This is a genomic window from Exiguobacterium sp. ZWU0009 (assembly GCF_000798935.2).
Lineage (GTDB): Bacteria > Bacillota > Bacilli > Exiguobacteriales > Exiguobacteriaceae > Exiguobacterium_A > Exiguobacterium_A acetylicum.
The window spans coordinates 2,583,502-2,601,346 of sequence record NZ_CP018057.1; the positions used below are offsets into that span (position 1 = coordinate 2,583,502).

At 49.0% G+C, this 17,845-nt stretch carries 21 protein-coding genes and 1 other annotated feature; of the genes, 9 read left to right on the forward strand and 12 right to left on the reverse strand.

Going from position 1 to position 17,845, the window contains the following annotated elements; translation table 11 throughout:
- Nucleotides 1–116 precede the first annotated feature (116 nt).
- Nucleotides 117–317, reverse strand: coding sequence for a cold shock domain-containing protein (locus tag L985_RS13490; protein ID WP_023469248.1), 201 nt, complete (start codon nucleotides 315–317; stop codon nucleotides 117–119).
- Nucleotides 318–568: 251 nt separating this feature from the next.
- On the opposite strand from L985_RS13490, the gene L985_RS13495 reads away from it, so the two are divergent.
- The 8 genes from L985_RS13495 (at nucleotide 569) to L985_RS13530 (ending at nucleotide 7,586) form a co-directional block, all read left to right on the forward strand.
- Nucleotides 569–1,075 carry a competence protein ComK gene (locus L985_RS13495; RefSeq protein ID WP_029342501.1) on the forward strand — a complete coding sequence of 169 codons (507 nt, stop codon included), beginning with the start codon at nucleotides 569–571 and terminating at the stop codon, nucleotides 1,073–1,075.
- 108 nt (nucleotides 1,076–1,183) lie between these two features.
- Nucleotides 1,184–3,037, forward strand: a complete 1,854-nt coding sequence (locus L985_RS13500) for a hypothetical protein (protein ID WP_047393273.1) — start codon at nucleotides 1,184–1,186, stop codon at nucleotides 3,035–3,037.
- 15 nt (nucleotides 3,038–3,052) lie between these two features.
- Nucleotides 3,053–3,343, forward strand: coding sequence for an EscU/YscU/HrcU family type III secretion system export apparatus switch protein (locus tag L985_RS13505; protein WP_029342503.1), 291 nt, complete (start codon nucleotides 3,053–3,055; stop codon nucleotides 3,341–3,343).
- The gene (locus L985_RS13510) at nucleotides 3,340–3,732 is read left to right on the forward strand and encodes a flagellar export chaperone FliS (RefSeq protein ID WP_047393269.1); all 393 of its coding nucleotides are present in this window, start codon (nucleotides 3,340–3,342) and stop codon (nucleotides 3,730–3,732) included. Before L985_RS13505 ends, L985_RS13510 begins: the two co-directional genes overlap by 4 nt.
- Nucleotides 3,729–4,619, forward strand: coding sequence for a flagellin N-terminal helical domain-containing protein (locus L985_RS13515; protein ID WP_047393266.1), 891 nt, complete (start codon nucleotides 3,729–3,731; stop codon nucleotides 4,617–4,619). Before L985_RS13510 ends, L985_RS13515 begins: the two co-directional genes overlap by 4 nt.
- Nucleotides 4,620–4,632: 13 nt before the next feature.
- A complete protein-coding gene (locus tag L985_RS13520; protein ID WP_047393264.1) occupies nucleotides 4,633–5,073 on the forward strand; it encodes a YaaR family protein in 441 nt (146 codons plus the stop codon).
- A gap of 24 nt (nucleotides 5,074–5,097) precedes the next feature.
- Nucleotides 5,098–5,760 (forward strand): DUF2225 domain-containing protein, encoded by a 663-nt coding sequence (locus L985_RS13525; protein ID WP_047393261.1) that lies wholly within the window; start codon nucleotides 5,098–5,100, stop codon nucleotides 5,758–5,760.
- 86 nt (nucleotides 5,761–5,846) lie between these two features.
- Nucleotides 5,847–7,586: a sensor domain-containing diguanylate cyclase gene (locus L985_RS13530; protein WP_047393257.1), complete on the forward strand. Its 1,740-nt coding sequence runs from the start codon at nucleotides 5,847–5,849 to the stop codon at nucleotides 7,584–7,586.
- A 49-nt stretch (nucleotides 7,587–7,635) separates the two neighbouring features.
- Here L985_RS13530 and L985_RS17055 read toward each other — a convergent pair whose 3' ends face one another.
- From L985_RS17055 to L985_RS13580, 11 genes are all read right to left on the reverse strand, one after another.
- Entirely contained in the window at nucleotides 7,636–7,812 is a 177-nt protein-coding gene (locus L985_RS17055) for a hypothetical protein (RefSeq protein ID WP_169738097.1), read from the reverse strand.
- Nucleotides 7,813–7,839: 27 nt separating this feature from the next.
- Nucleotides 7,840–8,193, reverse strand: a complete 354-nt coding sequence (locus L985_RS13535) for a hypothetical protein (protein ID WP_047393253.1) — start codon at nucleotides 8,191–8,193, stop codon at nucleotides 7,840–7,842.
- Entirely contained in the window at nucleotides 8,190–8,558 is a 369-nt protein-coding gene (fliS, locus tag L985_RS13540; RefSeq protein WP_047393249.1) for a flagellar export chaperone FliS, read from the reverse strand. Before fliS ends, L985_RS13535 begins: the two co-directional genes overlap by 4 nt.
- Nucleotides 8,559–8,573: 15 nt before the next feature.
- Complete coding sequence (gene fliD, locus L985_RS13545; RefSeq protein WP_047393245.1) at nucleotides 8,574–10,142, reverse strand: flagellar filament capping protein FliD; 1,569 nt, start codon at nucleotides 10,140–10,142, stop codon at nucleotides 8,574–8,576.
- A 17-nt stretch (nucleotides 10,143–10,159) separates the two neighbouring features.
- Nucleotides 10,160–10,516, reverse strand: coding sequence for a flagellar protein FlaG (locus L985_RS13550; protein ID WP_047393240.1), 357 nt, complete (start codon nucleotides 10,514–10,516; stop codon nucleotides 10,160–10,162).
- Nucleotides 10,517–10,652: 136 nt separating this feature from the next.
- Nucleotides 10,653–11,510, reverse strand: coding sequence for a flagellin Hag (gene hag, locus L985_RS13555; RefSeq protein ID WP_047393236.1), 858 nt, complete (start codon nucleotides 11,508–11,510; stop codon nucleotides 10,653–10,655).
- A gap of 213 nt (nucleotides 11,511–11,723) precedes the next feature.
- Nucleotides 11,724–13,007 (reverse strand): methyl-accepting chemotaxis protein, encoded by a 1,284-nt coding sequence (locus L985_RS13560; RefSeq protein ID WP_047393232.1) that lies wholly within the window; start codon nucleotides 13,005–13,007, stop codon nucleotides 11,724–11,726.
- A gap of 164 nt (nucleotides 13,008–13,171) precedes the next feature.
- Nucleotides 13,172–14,680 (reverse strand): peptide ABC transporter substrate-binding protein, encoded by a 1,509-nt coding sequence (locus L985_RS13565; protein ID WP_047393228.1) that lies wholly within the window; start codon nucleotides 14,678–14,680, stop codon nucleotides 13,172–13,174.
- Nucleotides 14,681–14,778: 98 nt separating this feature from the next.
- Nucleotides 14,779–15,016: a binding site (T-box leader), on the reverse strand.
- A 62-nt stretch (nucleotides 15,017–15,078) separates the two neighbouring features.
- Nucleotides 15,079–15,471, reverse strand: coding sequence for a hypothetical protein (locus L985_RS13570; protein ID WP_047393224.1), 393 nt, complete (start codon nucleotides 15,469–15,471; stop codon nucleotides 15,079–15,081).
- A gap of 280 nt (nucleotides 15,472–15,751) precedes the next feature.
- Nucleotides 15,752–16,582: a GNAT family N-acetyltransferase gene (locus tag L985_RS13575; protein WP_035396223.1), complete on the reverse strand. Its 831-nt coding sequence runs from the start codon at nucleotides 16,580–16,582 to the stop codon at nucleotides 15,752–15,754.
- A gap of 63 nt (nucleotides 16,583–16,645) precedes the next feature.
- Entirely contained in the window at nucleotides 16,646–17,128 is a 483-nt protein-coding gene (locus L985_RS13580) for a hypothetical protein (protein WP_047393221.1), read from the reverse strand.
- 136 nt (nucleotides 17,129–17,264) lie between these two features.
- On the opposite strand from L985_RS13580, the gene L985_RS13585 reads away from it, so the two are divergent.
- On the forward strand, nucleotides 17,265–17,768 hold the full coding sequence (locus L985_RS13585; protein WP_047393218.1) for a hypothetical protein: 504 nt from the start codon (nucleotides 17,265–17,267) through the stop codon (nucleotides 17,766–17,768).
- Nucleotides 17,769–17,845 lie beyond the last annotated feature (77 nt).

Genomic DNA, 17,845 nt, shown 5'->3' on the forward strand with positions numbered 1-17,845 from the left:
GCGTACGATAATATTGAAGCATGTTGATGTTAACGTATATACCCGTTTCATCTAAACTCAAAACAAAAAACCGCTTTTAGGCGAATAGCCTAAAAACGGTGGCGGCTGCTATTGGATTAGATCTTTGAAACGTTCGCAGCTTGTGGACCACGATCGCCTTCAACGATTTCAAATTCCACTTCTTCGCCTTCTTCAAGTGATTTGTAGCCATCGACTTGAATCGCTGAGAAGTGTACGAATACGTCTTTCGCGTCAGACGTCTCGATGAAACCATAACCCTTTTCAGCATTAAACCATTTTACTTTACCTTGTTCCATTCGAATTCACGTTCCCTTCGCAAACCAGAGTTCGAGAGCAAGCTCTCTACGGCTTAGTCTATCAAAAGAAGGAATTATTGACAATTAAAAATTCTGATTAATTTGAATTCATCCCGAAAAATGAATAATATTCCCTACTTATTGGTCTATATTTTAAAAAATTACGTTGTCATTACAGTTGTATTATTGTATTATATCGTTAGTAATTACCTATTTTATCCATTGTCCTATCTTAAGGAGGATGTAGTCGAATGCGACCATTCCATAATGACGAAAAGTATCGAATCACGAAACGGACGGTGGCGATTCTCCCGTGCTACGACATGATGAAGCAATCCATCATCGTACTCGAGGATGGCTCGACCATCATGACACCGCTTCGGCCGTATCAACTACTGCAGCTTTCCTGCAGGCAATACAACAGTTCCATCGAGGAACGCATCGTGACAGCAAAACGTGTCGCATCTGTGAAAGGAAAAGTCCCAGTCGTTATTGAACCGACACTTGGCCTCGTGTTTTTCCCAACGAAATCACCGAAACGTGATGATTGCGAGTGGTACGCTTGGAGCCACATGTCCGAAGTCATCGAGGAAGACGGACAGACGAAGCTCAAGACTCGTAATGGCATGATCCTTCCCGTAAACGCCTCTCCTTACATCGTCCGCAACCAAATGAAAGCAACTGGCGAGCTGATGGCTCGTTATCAACAATTGAACGCGATGACATTAGAGGAACGCTTTAATGCAATCAAATCTTAAAGATTAACCGTAAAAAAATCAGGGTTGGGCGATGAATTCGCTCAATCCTTTTTGGTTTCTGCCGATATATAATGAGATGATAGTTTTAAAAAACAAGGAGGCTTCTCGATGAACATCCAATTGAACCCGGCACGTCCGGCGCAATCCCCTGGTCAGACGCCGCTTTCGGAGACGAAGACCTATAAAGGTACGGTCCTTGAGCAGACTGGTCCACATACGGCTCTCGTCCAGGTCGGTCGGGATAAGATCGAGATGACCTTCACGGGCGACGTTCCGACAGGTGATTTTCAGTTCAAGGTCAAAGGACAGACTGCAGAAGGTTACTTGATTGAACAATTGACGCCCGCGACACCAGACGCGGAAACCCCACCTGTCCTGTCCGTTCCATCAAATGTTGACCCTGCTTTGCTAGGAGGCGTGCCAGCTGAACTAAAGCAAGCTGTTGCGAAGTTACTCGCGAGCGGTCAACTGCCGCAGACACCGGAAATCGTCGCCCAGCTCGTGACGGCACTGCAAGGAACCTATAAGAACTTAGCACTCGAACTCGTGTCGCGACCGGACACGACACTGCCCGTTGACGCCGACGTCTTGATCGCGAGTCTCCTCGCGACGACGGAAGACTATCCGGACGTCCTGCCGGAACGCGACACCTTAAAGGAGCAGCCGACGTTCGAAAAAGCCGTCGCGCTTGACGTCGCTCGCGTGACGCTACCGACGCAACGCGAGATCGAGACAGCGTCGCCCTTGCATATCCGGCAATACATTGAACATCTACCAGCGGAAAAACGCCCGGCTCTCGTCGCTACGCTCGAACGAGGCGATGTCGAAACAGTTCGCAAACAGCTCGCGCCTTACTTCCCGCAAGCGCCACTCGAGCCGAAGACGAGCGTCCGCGAGCAACTGATCGGTCTGACGGCACGGGCAAGTCAACCGGAAGCTCAAGCAGCGCAAACGACACCGGTCCGCTCTGCCTTGACGCTCGTCCGCGAAGTGACGCCACGGCTTGCTGAGATTACGAACGATTTCAAGAGTCAACAGCGAACGATCGTCTCACAACTCCGGCAAATCGAACCGCTCGTTGAGACACGTCCTGTCCAAATGGTCGCCGTCATCGAGAGTACGGCGCAACGCTTAAAACAAATCTTCCAGCAAACGGACGCTTTATTGCATACCTCGATGAAGGATGAAAAACAGCTGATTCATTTCTTATCGAAACTCGAGCGGGGTGCGGAACTGGCGCTACTCGGACGTGGAACAGAGGCAAAAGCCGTCTTACAGGAAGTCCGAGTCGCCTTTGAAGCCTTCCGCTATGCGCCAGCGAACGTCCGTCCGACTTACTTACCGGAGATGCAAGGACTGCCACCGCAAGCACCAACGTTACCGGCACAAACGGCAACAAAAGCTGTTCCGTATGAGCCGCAACAGAACAGTCCACGCCTTTTGCAGGAGACCGTCCAAAAGACGCTTCAGCTCCAGACAGCGGAACTGAAACTCAGTACGCCGGCAGCGAATCCGGAAGCCGCCAAATTGCAGACGTTCCTCGCAGCACAACAGCAAGTTAATAAACCGGACAGCCAGCAACAGTTGAACCAGATTCTGCTGGCGTTGCCGGTCCAACTCGTCGAAGCGACGGCAGGACTGCATGTCCATTTACAGAACAAACGCCCGGACGAAGTGATCGACTGGGAAAACAATACGTTGTATGTTCAGCTCAATACGCCGCGCCTCGGTGAAATCGGTGTCCGCGTCGAGACCGTCAACCGGAAGATGCAGATCACGATTGAAAATGATTCCCCAGTTCTTGAACAACTGGCGACCCCGTTCCTCGACCGGACCACGGACGCCTTGCAAGCGACTGGTTACCAGGACGTCCGGATCCAATTCCGTCCGTTCACGCGCGAGCAAGTGACGGAGACCGTCAAACAAGACGAGACGCCACGTGGCTACGACTACCGTATCTAAAAAGGAGAGACCGTTATGTATCAGAAAATCGATTTAACCGGACGCAAGACCGCTGCCGTCCTCCGCTACGATGAAGCATCCGGTCAAGCACCGGTCGTCGTCGCTCGGGCAAGCGGACAAGCTGCCGACCGAATTCTGCAAGAAGCACGGGCGAACGGCGTCGCGATCGAACACGATACGTCCCTGCTCGGTCACTTACTTGATCTCGATCTCGGGACGGCGATTCCCCCGCAACTGTACGACGTGATGGCAGAACTGCTCTTATTGATCGAAGAACTCGACAACGCGAAAGGACGGCAGACATGACAGAACAAGAACTCTACGCGATGACCCCGCAACAGCTGACGGAAGTCATGTTGACGGGACTCGTCCTCCAATATGACCGTGCCATTCTCGCACGTGACGCAAATCGCTTTGATGAGGTGAACGCACGCTTACAAAAGGCTTATCAGTTACTCGACAAACTGCAGGCGGGACTGCATGACGACGGTGGCATCATCACCGCACAACTCGACGCGCTCTATCACTATCTTGCCGAGCAGACGTTACAAGTCTATACGACACCGCATGTCTTAGACGAACTACTGGAACTGGCAGAAGACTTACGCGTCACCTGGCAAGCGGCGCAGACCGTCGATCGACCGCTCGTGCGTGCCGCACATCATCAACGATACGAAGGGATGGAATACGAATGAGAATCACGAATAACGTCCAAGCCTTGAAGGCTTATCGCAACCTCAGCATCAACCAGACGAACGTCAAGACGACGATGGATAAACTATCGAGCGGTCAAAAGATTAATCGAGGTGCGGATGATGCAGCTGGTCTCGCGATCTCGGAGAAGATGCGTAATCGCTTGAAGGCGCTCGATAAAGCGGAACAGAACGTCCTTGACGGTGTTTCGATGATTCAAACGGCTGAAGGCGGTTTGAGTGAGACACACAACCTATTGCAACGGATGCGCGAACTGGCCGTCCAAGCTGGTAATAGCACACTCGCGACAGAAGACCGGACAGCGATTCAAGAAGAGATCAACCAGTTGACGAACGAAGTCTCGCGGATCGCGAAGACGACACAGTTCAACGGCAAAGAACTGTTGAGCGGGAAATTCAACGATGCCGACAACGCCCTGTTCATCCAAACGAATGCTGGAGCAAACGAAGGCATCTCGATCACGATTGACGACATGCAAGCCCTCGCGATCGGCGTCAGTTCAACGACACAAGCCGAGGCGTCGATTCGTCCGCTTGATTTCCCGAGTAGCGATGCACCCGAGTATGCCCTTAGCGTCATGACGGCAACGGACGCGAATGACGCGATCAGCCGGTATACGAAAGCAATCGATACAATCTCCCAGCAACGGGCACAACTCGGGGCGATCCAGAACCGGTTCGAAGCAACATCATCCGTCCTCAGTGTCAGCGTCGAGAACTTAACAGCGTCAGAATCGCGGATTCGCGATACTGATATGGCGCGTGAGATGATGGAATATGCGAAATACAACATCCTTAACCAATCGGGGATGGCAATGATCGCTCAAGCGAACGCTCTGCCGCAAGGCGTCTTACAATTACTCAACTAAGGAGGCAGACCCGATGGATATCCGCCGCATCCAAGAAACGCAACGACTCCAGTCCTTAAAAGGTGGTCCGCGTGAAGTCGAGGCGTCGACGACCTTCTCTGCCCTGATGCAGGAGAAACGGGAACATAAAGGGTACGAACGTCTGCAGCAGAAGCTCGCCCTCGTCGAAGAACACGGGCAATTGCTCGCTGAGAGTCAGACGATTGAACACCTCGAAAGCTATAAAGAAAAGATCAAGGACTTCTTAAAAGATGCCCTCGACCAATCGCAACAACTCGAAGAAAAACGTGGCTTCAACCGCCGCGGTCGGACGAAGATTTATAAAGTCGTCGAACAAGTCGATGCAAAGCTTCTCCAGTTGACGGATACGGTCATCTCCGGTGAGTCGCGCCGCCTCGATATCCTCGACCAAGTCGGCGAAATCAAAGGTATGCTCGTCAACGTCTTCGTGTAATTCATAGTTAGAGGAGTTCCCTACATGCCAGACTTATATCTTAAAAAATGCACCTGCCCCTACTGTTTGAAGATAACGGAAACGAAACGTGTCCTGTCACGGCACATCCGTGTCGCCTCGACCGACTTTGATGGCTTTATCCGTCATCAAGGCGTCAATGTCTATCTCTATGAACCGGTTCAGTGCAATCATTGCCGGTTTTTCTTCCACGAATCGTTTGGAAAGTTATCGCCAGGCGTTCGAACGACACTGCAAGACCACATCCTGCCGGCGCTCCCCGTCTTACCGTTCGCTGGTACCGAGCGGACAATTGAGCAGGCGATTCAGCTCTATAAACTCTGCCTTTACACGGCACAAGTGACGGAGCAGAAACCGGCGATTCAAGCGATGCTCGGTGTCCGGCTGTCCTGGTTGCACCGCTTGACGGAGCAGTCAGCAGAAGAACAGCTCTGGGCGAACCGAGCGATCGAGAAGTATCTTTCGCTTTATGAGAGCTATACTTCGGTCAAGGAAAGCGGGATTCCAGAAGACATCCTCTTGCTGCGGATCGCTGATCTGTACGCCGTGACAAAAGAGAAAGAGCTGGCCCGGCTTTGGTACAGCCGTTTATTTCAAAGCCAAGATGCATCAGACAAAATCAAAAAAGACGCACATCTCCACTGGGAATGGGTGCAAGAGCAGGACTAATCCTTGTTCGTCAGTAGACGGAACAAGGATTTTTTCACCACTCGTCGAAAAAAGCCAACATACTGTTTTAGGAAAGGAGGTCCGGTATGCGACCGACGTTACCCATTGTTTATCTACTAATCAGTTATGGCTTGATGGTGCTCGTTAGCGGCACGCCTTTCGTTCCAATCGTTGCTGTGCTTTCAACGTTAATCGGCGTCACCTATATCGCAATAATAGCCAGGCTCTGGTTTTTCCCGCAACACCCGGAACGTTCGGTTGGCATCGCAATCCTCCTGTTCGCCAGTGGACTGTGGATCAACTTCATCCTGACCTTCATCCCCCATCCACCTGAAGTCGACTCTGCTGCCAACCTGACGCTGACTGTCTTTCTCGCGCTGACTGCGATCGCCTTTGCCCGGTTGATCGACTGGTCATCGATCCGCCACGCGCGGCTATTTTATATCGATGGCATCCTGTTATTCGGAATGGTTTTTGTCTTCGGCTACACGATCATCTTACGGCATTTACCGACATTCGCTCGCTCCGACATCGAGTTCGTCGCCATGCTTGGCTACGCCATCAGTTTCATCGCGCAGTTGTTCTTCTTTCTGATTTTGTATGCAACGGGACTCTGGGGTCCGGCACATCAACGGCTGATCGTCGCCATGATGGTATTCATCGTCGCGAATCTTGGATATTATACGTTCTTCCTGCGAAATGAATTGGTCTATGCGGCGTGTTTCTTCCCGTTTTATGCGGTCAGTTTGTATGAGTTAGCGCTTTACTTCAAGGACGTCCCCCCGAAACAGCCGGCGCGCGACCAGCTCGGACGACCGTACCTCCCGTATATCAGCCTGATCGTTCTACTGACAGGAGTGACATTCCTGTCGATGGCGCAGGATGTCTACTTCCCGACACTGATCGTCATGTTTTCGTTGTTTACGTTTCGGCAGTTTTTCTCTGAACGGGTGAATCGCCGATTACTGACCGAACTCGAGACATTCGAAGTCGACTTAACACACCGGATCGACCGTCATACGGCACAACTGGAACTCCGAAAGGAAGAGTACCGGCGTCTTTTCCTCGCTCACCCGCAACCAATCGTTCGATTCGACGGCAATGGGCATGAGAAAGCGATGAATCCGGCGGCAGAACGCTATTTTCCAAATGGTTATGTCCCTGATGCGTTAGTCGATCAACTGTTTGCTACGTTCCTAAAACTGGAGACAGGTGAAAAGCAACTGGTGATGCGTCCCGTCGACGGACAGACGTTCGAAGCAACATTGATTCCGATTCCTGACGACCCCGATCGCTACGTCATTTTATCCGATGTGACGGAAGCCTTATCGCAAGAAAAATGGCTCCAGGAACTTGGCTACCACGATGCCTTGACGGCACTCCCGAATCGCCGATATTTCGAGGATCACCTTGGCGCGAAGCTTTCAACGCTGACGGAGGGATCACTTCTGTTCATCGATCTCGATGGCTTTAAGCAAATCAATGACCATTACGGGCATGATGCCGGGAATTACGTTCTGCAGGAGACGGCTCGGCGCCTGCAACTTGATTTGATGCCGGACGATTTGGCGGCGCGGCTCGGCGGTGACGAGTTCATCGTTTTCCTCGCCCGCAGTCGGGCAGAAACGATCACGTACGCGGAAGACGTCCTCCTTCGCTTGAACGATCCTTTCTTTTTTGGAGCGCACGCAATGCAAGTCACCCCGTCGATCGGCATTGTCCGTTATCCGGATGACGGACGGACGACAAGTCTGCTCTTGATCCGGGCGGATGAAGCGATGTATACCGTCAAACAAGCAGAGAAGAACGCGTACCGCTTTAAGTGACCAGAAACATGCCCCGTCCGGGAAACCGGACGGGGCATGTTTCATGAGCTTACGACTCACGACGATATTTTTCTTCTTCATAAGCATCCGGCGCATCGGAGACAGGGCGTTCGAACTCTTCCCATGATTCCGATTCGACGTCCGGTTCAATGAACTGATCGTACGAGCCATCCGACTGGAAATACGGTTGCGGTACGGGACGCTTTTTGTCTTCCCGCTTGGTCACGAAAGATCCCTCCCTCACACAAGAAAGTTACTGACGAGAATCAAAATACGGTGAAAAACTATGATCGACTTCCTCGTACGGATCGACGTACGATTTACGACTCGTTTGCGTCTGACGCAACTGACTGATTTGTACCCCTAATTTAGCCGTTTCCGCCGCTAATTTCAAGTCGATTTTCCGACTATCGGCGACGAGCTCCTGGATGATGGCTTGATTGGCACCAGCCAGCAGGTTTGAGTGCGCCGCGATGAACGCTTCCCGTTCGTTCAAGAGACCTTGAATCTTCTCGATCCATTCGTCGTACGTCTCCTCATCCGGCGTTTGATCAAGCAGCTCGATCAGTCGTTTTGTCTTCAGGCGAAGCGGATCGAGCGGACTCATCGTTGCCGTGCGAGTTTCATCGCTTCTTTCCATGTCTCGCGAAACTCTTCCGCAAAACCGATCACTTCGTCGATTGCAACAAGATCATTTTTGACGTTAGCATCCATCAAGCGGGTTTGCATATAGTCGTACAGACTGTTCAAGTCTTTTGATAAGGCGATCGATTGATTGAGCGTCAACTGCAACTCACTGATGATTGCTTGTGCTTTTTGGATGTTCGTATTTTTTTGTTCGATCATCTTCTGTTCGATCGCTCGTTTTGCGAGCATCGAGAATTTAATCAAACCTTCATATAACATCAACGTTAAATCTTGAGGTAACGCTGTCGTTACCGAGTTCGTCTGATACGTCGCATAAGGGTTCATCGCGTTTCCTCCTTTTTATCCTTGTCCGAGATAGCCGGCAAGCGTCGCCGATTGACTGTTCGCTTGGTTCATCGCCTGTTCCATTGCCGCGAATCTGCGATAGTAACTATCTTCTTTTCGTTTTAGCTTGTCTTCCCACGACAGCATGCTCTTATCGAGATCAGCCAGTGATGTTCCGAGTCGATACGTCGTCGCAACCGCTCCTTCACGTCCTGCAACACCCGAAATCTTATCACGCAGTGTCGTCGCAAAACCTTGGATCTGGCGGACAAAACCGTCGAGTCCATTCGGATTCGAAATCGTATTCCCTTGCGCGTCCTTCGCCGGCTCCGGCGCATCCGCAGTAAACAATTTATAGACGCCTTCCGGCTGTTCCTCAAGCATCTTCTTCAGTTTCGTCTCATCGATTTGTAATTTTCCGCCGTCTCGGAAGTCGCTCGTTGAGGTAATACCAATTTGTGACATATACTGGAGTTGAATCGTATCCGTTCCTGACGTGTAGGAATACCCGGTATCGATTTTTGACGAAATCGCACTTCGGAACTGATTCAGTCCTCCTTGTAAGTAGCTATCATTTTTCAAAACACCACTCATCGCTTTTTCTTCCCATTTCTTGACTTCGTCCTCACTGAGCTCCTTCCGCTGAGCATCCGTCAATGGTTGAAAATCACGATACTTCTCTTCCCGGATTTTTTTGTTCATCTTATCGATAACATCGTTGTATTTATCGACGAAGTTCTTGATCGCGTCAAAGTTTTTCTGTGTATCAAGCACTGTATTGATCGTCGTCGCTGTCGTTGAGACGTTATTCAACGTGACTGTCAGACCGTTTTGCGCAAACGTATTTGTCGTCTGTTCGAGCTGTTGTCCACCAATCGTGTATTTCGCATTCTGTCCTTCACGACCGAATGTTGCGTCCTCTGAATCAACATTTGCGGTGTTGTTCGAAGCATCAACAATCGAGATATCGGCACCTGCAGGATTTAAGTTACCGGTACTCGTTTTCGTTAAGACGAGTTTTCCTGTTAAATCGTTAAAGACGGCGTTCATCCCAAGACTAGCTTTCCCATTGATTGCCGCTGTCAAATCCGATATCTTTTGCGTTGCATCGAGCTGCAATGTCTCCGTCACGGCTACACCTGCCGCATCAAATGTATTGATTTGGACATTGATCTTTCCATTCGTATCCTTCGTGAACAATCCACTCTCTTCAAGGGTGGCATCACTTTTCTTCCCGCTTGCTGCGACCATCGTTACCGAAGCCGAACTGGCAAGCTGATCAATGCTGTCAATCGTCACACTGCCGGTTGATGCACCGGAACTTGCCGTTACCGTCAATGCCGTCGTATTGGAACTGGTAACGGTTTTTGATTGATAGTTTTTTGATAAGAGCATATCGCTCGCGGCTGTCCGAAAATCAAGCAACGCCCGGTTCATCTCCCGATAGGCATCACGTTGCCATGTCAACGTCTGTTTCTTTTGTGATAACCGGTCGACCGGCGCCCGTTCCGCCTGCATCAACTGTTTGATCATCGTTTCCGTATCAATCCCACTTGCAAGACCACTTATTCGAATGCCTGCCATCCAATCAGTCCTTTCCGTTAAACCCGTTTATCAATCAATTGATTAAATTCCATGAATGCCGCAAAAAAATCGAGTTCTTTTTTACTCGGAATTTCCTGGACGACGTTATTATTCGTATCGACGACTTGAATGTAATATTCATTTAATTGTTCGTGTTTGACGAACCTCAAACCCGTTCGCTGGAGTTCGAGCTTTACGTTCGCCTGCTCCATCGCCGTCTCAAGCTTCGTGATGTGTTGCGGTGTCGGTAGGACAACGACCCCTTCTTCTGCTAACGCTTCCTGATTCGCTTCCACAAACACATTCCGTGTCGCTTCGTACGGCAGGACGTTCGAAGGCAGATGAAGGCGAATTTCCGTATTAATGGAATTCATAGTCGGTCACTCCTTATTTGTTCTCTATGTAGTATATCGGTCAATTCATTGAATTTGTTAGAGTTCGAATAGAACAAAACAAAAAAGGTCACGGAACGAGTCCGTGACCTGAACAATCGAGATGTGCCAATTACGATTAACGGAGTAATTGGAGAACGCCTTGCGGTTGCTGATTCGCTTGAGCAAGCATAGCTTGAGCAGCTTGAGCAAGAATCGAGTTCTTTGTTTGAGTCATCATTTCTTTTGCCATATCAACGTCACGAACGCGTGATTCAGCCGCTGTTAGGTTTTCAGAAGATGTTTTGATATTGTTGATCGCATAATCTAAACGGTTTTGATTTGCACCAAGGTTAGAACGCTCTGTAGAAACAGTTTTAATAGCATCATTAATCGTTGTGATAGCAGCTGTCGCAATTGTAGCTGTTGAAGAGATGTCAATAGCGTTGGCAGCTTCATCGTCACCTGTTGCTATTGCTAAACCTGTTGCACCAGTCATATCAGCGACAGTTAACGTAATTTGTTGACTTTCATTTGCTCCAACTTGGAAAGTAAACGTGCCATCTCCGTTAGGACCACCAGCGCCTGTCAATAAGTCTTGACCGTTGAATTGCGTATCTCTAGCAATACGGTTGATATCTTTTGCAAGTTGGTTCGCTTCTTCTTGTACAGCTGTACGATCTTCAGTTGTATTTGTATCGTTTGATGCTTGAACAGCAAGTTCGCGCATACGTTGGAGCATTGAGTGTGTTTCATTTAATGCACCTTCAGCTGTTTGAATCAATGAAATGCCGTCCTGTGCATTACGTGATGCTTGATCTAAGCCGCGAATTTGACCGCGCATTTTTTCAGAAATCGAAAGTCCAGCAGCATCGTCTCCAGCTTTATTGATCCGAAGACCTGAAGCGAGTTTCTCCATCGATTTGCTTTGTGCTGCAGAAGCTGCAGACAATTTGTTGTGCGTGTTAAGCGCAGTTACGTTGTGATTGATAATCATTGTAATTTCCCTCCATAGGATAAGTTTTTTGTCTCTTTGAAGATCCGTCTTCTCCGAGATGTGCCCCCTGGCCGGCCCAAGGGTGACACGGTGGATTAAGTCGATGACTGCTTCCACTATATATATCGTCGTCCACTCGAAATGTTTAACAACTTTCTTCAAAAAAATACAAAAAAATCGCACATCCATATCGGACATACGATTTCTCATTAATTAAAGACGTGTTGCACCTGTCTCTTCCTGTAATTGCTCCGCTACAGCAACAAGCTCTTCCATCGCCCCATTGACTTCACCAAGCGATGCTGCCTGATGACTCGACGCTTGTAAGACTTGTTCTGCGTGTTTCGAAGCTTCCTCGACCATCGCGAGAATATTCGCAGTCGTTAAGCCGACCTGATCAATCTCTTGATCCGACTTGACGACGAGCTTGTCGACCGATTTCACGCGTGAGTAGACATTCTGTGTCGAATGATGGATTTCTTCAAATGACGATCCAGCCTGCTCAACAAGTCCGACGCCTGTCGCGACCTCACTTTGAACATCGGTCATCGCGTTTGCCGTATCATTGACGAGACGTTTAACACCAGAAATCAAATCAGTGATTTCTTTTGCAGATGTTGCTGTTTGTTCCGCGAGTTTCTTAACTTCTGCTGCAACGACAGCAAATCCACGTCCTGCTTCACCTGCTCGTGCCGCTTCAATCGATGCGTTCAAACTGAGTAAGTTCGTCTGTGCTGAAATGTCACTGATGACATCGGTGATTCGCGAGATTTCACCTGTCATATCCGTCAGACGACCATTGAGTGTCGCTGACTGTTCCATCTTCTTCGAAATCATATGCATCGCTTCAACAGAATCCGTCGCCAGTGTCTTTCCGTTCTGGGCTTCTGTCTGCATGACTGTCGCTGATTTCAAGGCTTCGTTCATCTCTTTTGCAACTTCATCCATCGTCCGTTTGACGGCACCGAGGGCATCCATCGATAAGTAGGCTTGATCGACGTTTTCGTTCATCTTCGCTGATAGATCTGCCATCGCTGAACGAATACTCTCACCTGATGCATTGCCTTCTTGGACTGCTGCTGCAATCTCTTGCGCGGACGCTGTCAGCTTATCGCTCGAGCTTCCCATCTGTGTCGCTTGTTTGCGAATATGTAGAACCATGACTTCGAGTTCATGCATCAATTGGTCGACTTCATCTCCACGCTTCGCTTCCTCAAAATCGACGTTGAAGTTGCCGTTTGCGACTTCGCGTGCCGTCTCTGTTGCCTTTTCGATCGCTTTGATCGGTTGACGTAGGATTAATTGCGTCAACGACGTTCCAATCAACGATAACAATAAGCCAATCCCTGCTCCAATCCAAATCGCGTTCGTATCCGCGACATCAAGTCCACGGTGGAGATAAAGCACAAGCTGGGCTGAGATACCACTCGTGATGACCGAGATGGCCAAGACCCAAAAGAATAACCGTACCTTCAAGTTGCTTCGTAATTTACGCATAACCGAAACTTCCTTTCCTGTATCTTCTTTCACCGTCCTCTCTATCGGTTTCTTTTGTAACCGTTTTAAGTCAGTTGACCCGATTTTCAAAAACGATTCCTATTGGCATGACAAAAACACTTCAAAAAGAGTGATGGATCAAATCGTCCATCACTCTCTCTTTCTTATTTCCGCTCAATCTCAACATATTTATATGAGATATCCGTTCCGACATTGTGTCGGGCAAGATTTTTGACTTCCGTGTTTTGCAAGAAGGCATTCTTTCGTTGGTAGACCGGTGAGATCGCTTGATCGTCGAGCAACAAGCTTTCCGCTTTACTGAGTAAGGCAAGACGCTTGTCTTGATCGAGCTCACTTTCTGCCTGTTTCAAGAGACGGTCATACTGTTTGTTCGAGTAATCCATCATGTTGAATGGGTTACCCGTCGTGAACAAGTTCAGGTATGTCGTTGCATCCTGATAATCCGGAGCCCAGCTCGCGAGTGACAGATCGTAGTCCCCTCGTCCTTCACGTGCGAGACGTTCTTTCTTCGGTAGTAATAACAGTTTGACGTCGACGTTCTGTTTCTTCAACGCTCCTTGGATGTACTCACCGATTTTTTTCGAGACGTCATCATCTTCAATCAACATCGTCAATTCAAGATTTTGCTTTGCCAGCACTTTGTTTGCCGCTGTTACATCATATGACGATTCGATTTGACGCGCACCATCGTATTTCGGATCAAGTTCTTGCGGTACGATGTAGTCAGCAGGAAGTGATCCGTTCCCGAGTAACGTTTCTGTCATCGCTTTTTTATCATATGCCGCGTCGATTGCTTGACGTGTTTTCTTATCCTTTAAAGCATCCGTCTTTTCATTCATCCGGATGAAGAACATCCGCGAATCACTGAACGTGTTGTACTCTTTTTGATCCTTGTACGTGACGACGTTCTCCGAGTTGAGTGGCGCGACATCCAGTTCACCTGACTCAAACAAGTTGATCGCAAGCATCGGATCTTTGATGATTTTAACGTCGACTTCGTCGATCTTGACGTTCTTCCGGTCTGCGTACTCAGCGTTCTTCGCGAGCGTATAGCCTTGTTCCGCTTGATATTTCTTGAACGTGAATGGTCCGTTGTAGACGTTCGTCTTTGGATCCGTTCCGAACTGGTCGCCTTCTGCTTTGACGATATCTTCCCGGACCGGCATGTACGTGCCGAACGTCGTCATGCTAAGGAAGTAAGGTGTCCGTCGTTTTAGTTCGATTCGGAGCGTCTCATCGTCGACCGCTGTCGTTTTTTCGACTGGCTCGAGCAAGTAAGCGAACGGTGAGTTCGTTTTGATGACACGCTCGAACGCATAACGGAAGTTCTCTGCTGTGACGGGCTTTCCGTCAGACCATTTCGCATTCGGATCGAGCTTGAACGTATAGACTTTTCCGTCTTCTGAGACGCTATGTGATTTCGCTGCCGCCGGAACAAGTTCGTTGTTCGCATCGAAGCGATAGAGTCCTTCGTAGATTTGGTTGAAGATGTTTGATGTGATAGCGTCTGCCGGGTCAACCGACAGGAGGTCGTAACTCTCCATCGTATGCAGGACCTTCTTGTCCGCTTGTTTGTCTTCTGCTGGTTCTGTCGTTGCACATCCTGCTAATAGGAATGCCGTGCTCGCCGCTGCGATCAATGTCTTTTTCATGTGTAGTGCCTCCTGAGAAATATGATGAGCGTTGGATGATTCGGCATACCTTGACGTACAACAAAAGGCGCCCTCTACGCATAGCTAACAGCTAATGCATAGAGGACGCCTGTATCCGCGCGGTGCCACCTCTGATTGAGACGAAGAATCGTTTCCTCTTGTCGCTGGTCCAACAACCAACTAGCCCGGTAACGGGGGCAACCGTCCTGTCTACTCGAAGGTTCAACAGGCTCTCAGCGGTCCATTCTCGTTCAGCTTACCGTGTCAGGCTCTCACCATTCCTGACTCGCTTGGTCGGCAGTGTTGACGATACTTACTCCGCGTCGTCGATGTAATTGATATGGCTTAACTTGTTGTTTACTTTACACGGCTTGTTTTTCGCTGTCAACGAAAAAAACTCAGAACGGATGGTCTTCTTGTTTTTCTTGCTCCCGACGGACCGGACGTGGTCGAATCGGTTCGTCGTGTTTGACATGTGTTCGTGTAACGATTCGGTTGCTGAACGCTGCGTCAAGTAAAATTGTGATCGCTGCTGCCATGTGTAAGAGCATCCCGACGACCGGAATGACACCAACCGTTGATGCGACGATCCCGACGATGTTCCCTTTTGAGACGTTCCCGGCACGTGCCGTCAATACGACGACGACGATGTGAAACGCGAGCATCAACCACAGGGCATTGTAACCTGAGAAAATGACGATTGAACCACCTAGGAGCGGAATCCCGAGCACCGCTTCCATTCCACCTGATACCCACTTCAACGTCCGCAATGAATCCTGTCGACTCTCCATGACGTCGCCTCCTCTTTTTTTCCATATGTCTAGTATACGACGGATTGCAGAAAAGGTTCCAACGTTTTTGTTTAGTTTGTAAAATAACAAAAAAACGATCGACGACTATACTCAAGTCTTGCTCCCTTTCCTCAGGCGAGACACAAGCCGCGACTCTTTCGCTTCAAGCGAAGAGCCGGGTCTTGTTTGTCTCTGACAGCGCAACTGCGCTTTTTCCTGTAGGAGTGGAGCACCTTGAGCATCCAGCATGCACTGGAATATCCGTCAATCGCTCATTATTTTAAACCGCCAACACGTGGAACTGATACCCACGATGGACGACGAACCCTGCCTCTTTGTAGAGATCGAGCGCGCGATCGTTATCCGTCTCGACGTCAAGTTCGAGTTGTGTCCGACCTGTCCGGAACAACGCTTGAACCATCAATTTCAGCATCTTCTTCCCGTAACCATTACCTTGGGCTTCCGGACGAACGGCGAACGCATGGATGCTCGCTTGTGTATCGGAAGCAAGGTAAGCACGGATGACGCCGACTGGTTTGCCGCTCGCGACACCGATGAACGTAATCCGGTCGTCGGATTCAATCGCTTGATAGATTGATTCTGCTTCTTCGTCCGTATTCCCGAACGATTTACCAAGCGTCTCGACGATGAACGGACGGTCGTCCGCTGTCGCTTCGCGTAATTCGAAATCCGGATCGGCTTTTAAGAACAGCTGCGCCTTTTTCAAAATCATGTTGTACTCGGTCATCCGGTACTCAGCACCTAATCCTTCGAGGACAGCTTGACCTGACTCACTTGCATCGTCAATGACGAACGTAAATGCTTCGACGCCCGCTTCCGTTGCCCGCGCCCGTGCTGCTTCAACGAGTGCCGTGAAGATGCCTTGTTTCCGGTAATCCGGATCAACGAAGACATTCAATTCCCACTCCGTCGGTAAGTACGCGAATGCTTGTAAATATCCAATCAATTGCTCACCATCATAGATTGCGAAATCGTTCTCGCCGACCCAATCGGCTGCGACTTTTAATTCAATGCCATCGTGATCGTTGACACATTTTTCAAGTTGTAATACATCTGTTGTTTGTTTGACGTCTGTGACGTTCCATTCCATATTCATTCACCTCATTTTCAACTATACCGAACGAACAAAAGAAGCACTAGCAAAAGCTAGTGCTCATTGCAGTTTGAATGTCTTCATCATCTGTGGGACGTCCTTAACGATCAAGTTCTCGATCGCTTTCTTGCCGACAGCACCTTTGACGGCTTCCGTCGGTAAGACGTAGTAGTACGTTTTGCTACCTTTCGTCCCGAGATATGTACCATATCCGATTTCACGGTCGAACTGTTTTTTCGAGAGCTTCTTCGGCTCGTAGTTCAAATTGACGAGCAGCTGATCCGCTCCTTTGACTTTATAATACAATGCGAACGTGCCGCTCCGCGTGACGACACCGTATTTCGATTTAACCGTCTTGTTCTTGACGAGCTCGACTTTATCTTGTTGGATCGCCTTTTTTAAAGCGTCCGTTGTCTTGACGGTATAGCCGAACGTCTTGTTTGCGACGACTCCTTTGCTATATGTCACGTTACTTGCAGCAAAACCCGTCACCGGAGTCAGACATGCTCCGAGTAAGACTCCTGTCATTGCGATTCGTTTCATGCTGACTCCTCCTTGAAATGATCGATAGTAATGGATTCCCTTTTGTGAAATAGGTAAACTCTATTCTCGAAAAAGATTTGACGGAATTGTCTAAATTTCTTACGATAGGGATAACGAAACGAAATGGGGTTAAGCGATGACTGAACAAGAACAATTAACGCAAGAACAGCTCGATAACTTGCTCAAGAATGCGTTTGCAATGCAGGTTCCGATCCTCGAGAAGTTCATGAAGGATACACACGATCGTTATGCACTCGCAACGACGTCATTCAAGCGTGACATGGAAGCGATGAAAGAGACGGAATGGCATCAGTTCTTCGCGAGTAAACTGTTACCGCACTTCTTCCTCGAGCACCTCGGATTCGGTGCATCGTTCCGCTTCAATGGACACGATAAGGAAGTCGATCTTCCAGAAAACGTCGTACCGGTCCGTAATGATGCCGATGAGCAAATCGACAAGGTCGTCCTTGGGGTCAAAAAGGCGATGCAAGATGAGCACATCAAGAATCATGATCTCGTAGCGAACTTCTATAAGGAAACACTCGAACTCGCTTGCCAGATGGGCAGCCGTGTCGGGATGAGCGATGAGTTCTATACCCTCGTTAAACCAAGCCTCGTTCATGCGAACGATAATGAGTAATTAAATTAGCTATCAAATAATTAGTCAAGCATAAAAGGTGTGTCCCAACTACCAAAATAGTTGAGACACACCTTCTA

Bases quoted from the DNA above. Each gene is read 5' to 3' on its own strand.
- L985_RS13490 (WP_023469248.1), bottom strand. From the start codon at position 317: ATGGAACAAGGTAAAGTAAAATGGTTTAATGCTGAAAAGGGTTATGGT.
- L985_RS13495 (WP_029342501.1), top strand. From the start codon at position 569: ATGCGACCATTCCATAATGACGAAAAGTATCGAATCACGAAACGGACG.
- L985_RS13500 (WP_047393273.1), top strand. From the start codon at position 1,184: ATGAACATCCAATTGAACCCGGCACGTCCGGCGCAATCCCCTGGTCAG.
- L985_RS13505 (WP_029342503.1), top strand. From the start codon at position 3,053: ATGTATCAGAAAATCGATTTAACCGGACGCAAGACCGCTGCCGTCCTC.
- L985_RS13510 (WP_047393269.1), top strand. From the start codon at position 3,340: ATGACAGAACAAGAACTCTACGCGATGACCCCGCAACAGCTGACGGAA.
- L985_RS13515 (WP_047393266.1), top strand. From the start codon at position 3,729: ATGAGAATCACGAATAACGTCCAAGCCTTGAAGGCTTATCGCAACCTC.
- L985_RS13520 (WP_047393264.1), top strand. From the start codon at position 4,633: ATGGATATCCGCCGCATCCAAGAAACGCAACGACTCCAGTCCTTAAAA.
- L985_RS13525 (WP_047393261.1), top strand. From the start codon at position 5,098: ATGCCAGACTTATATCTTAAAAAATGCACCTGCCCCTACTGTTTGAAG.
- L985_RS13530 (WP_047393257.1), top strand. From the start codon at position 5,847: ATGCGACCGACGTTACCCATTGTTTATCTACTAATCAGTTATGGCTTG.
- L985_RS13535 (WP_047393253.1), bottom strand. From the start codon at position 8,193: ATGAGTCCGCTCGATCCGCTTCGCCTGAAGACAAAACGACTGATCGAG.
- fliS (WP_047393249.1), bottom strand. From the start codon at position 8,558: ATGAACCCTTATGCGACGTATCAGACGAACTCGGTAACGACAGCGTTA.
- fliD (WP_047393245.1), bottom strand. From the start codon at position 10,142: ATGGCAGGCATTCGAATAAGTGGTCTTGCAAGTGGGATTGATACGGAA.
- L985_RS13550 (WP_047393240.1), bottom strand. From the start codon at position 10,516: ATGAATTCCATTAATACGGAAATTCGCCTTCATCTGCCTTCGAACGTC.
- hag (WP_047393236.1), bottom strand. From the start codon at position 11,510: ATGATTATCAATCACAACGTAACTGCGCTTAACACGCACAACAAATTG.
- L985_RS13560 (WP_047393232.1), bottom strand. From the start codon at position 13,007: ATGCGTAAATTACGAAGCAACTTGAAGGTACGGTTATTCTTTTGGGTC.
- L985_RS13565 (WP_047393228.1), bottom strand. From the start codon at position 14,680: ATGAAAAAGACATTGATCGCAGCGGCGAGCACGGCATTCCTATTAGCA.
- L985_RS13570 (WP_047393224.1), bottom strand. From the start codon at position 15,471: ATGGAGAGTCGACAGGATTCATTGCGGACGTTGAAGTGGGTATCAGGT.
- L985_RS13575 (WP_035396223.1), bottom strand. From the start codon at position 16,582: ATGGAATGGAACGTCACAGACGTCAAACAAACAACAGATGTATTACAA.
- L985_RS13580 (WP_047393221.1), bottom strand. From the start codon at position 17,128: ATGAAACGAATCGCAATGACAGGAGTCTTACTCGGAGCATGTCTGACT.
- L985_RS13585 (WP_047393218.1), top strand. From the start codon at position 17,265: ATGACTGAACAAGAACAATTAACGCAAGAACAGCTCGATAACTTGCTC.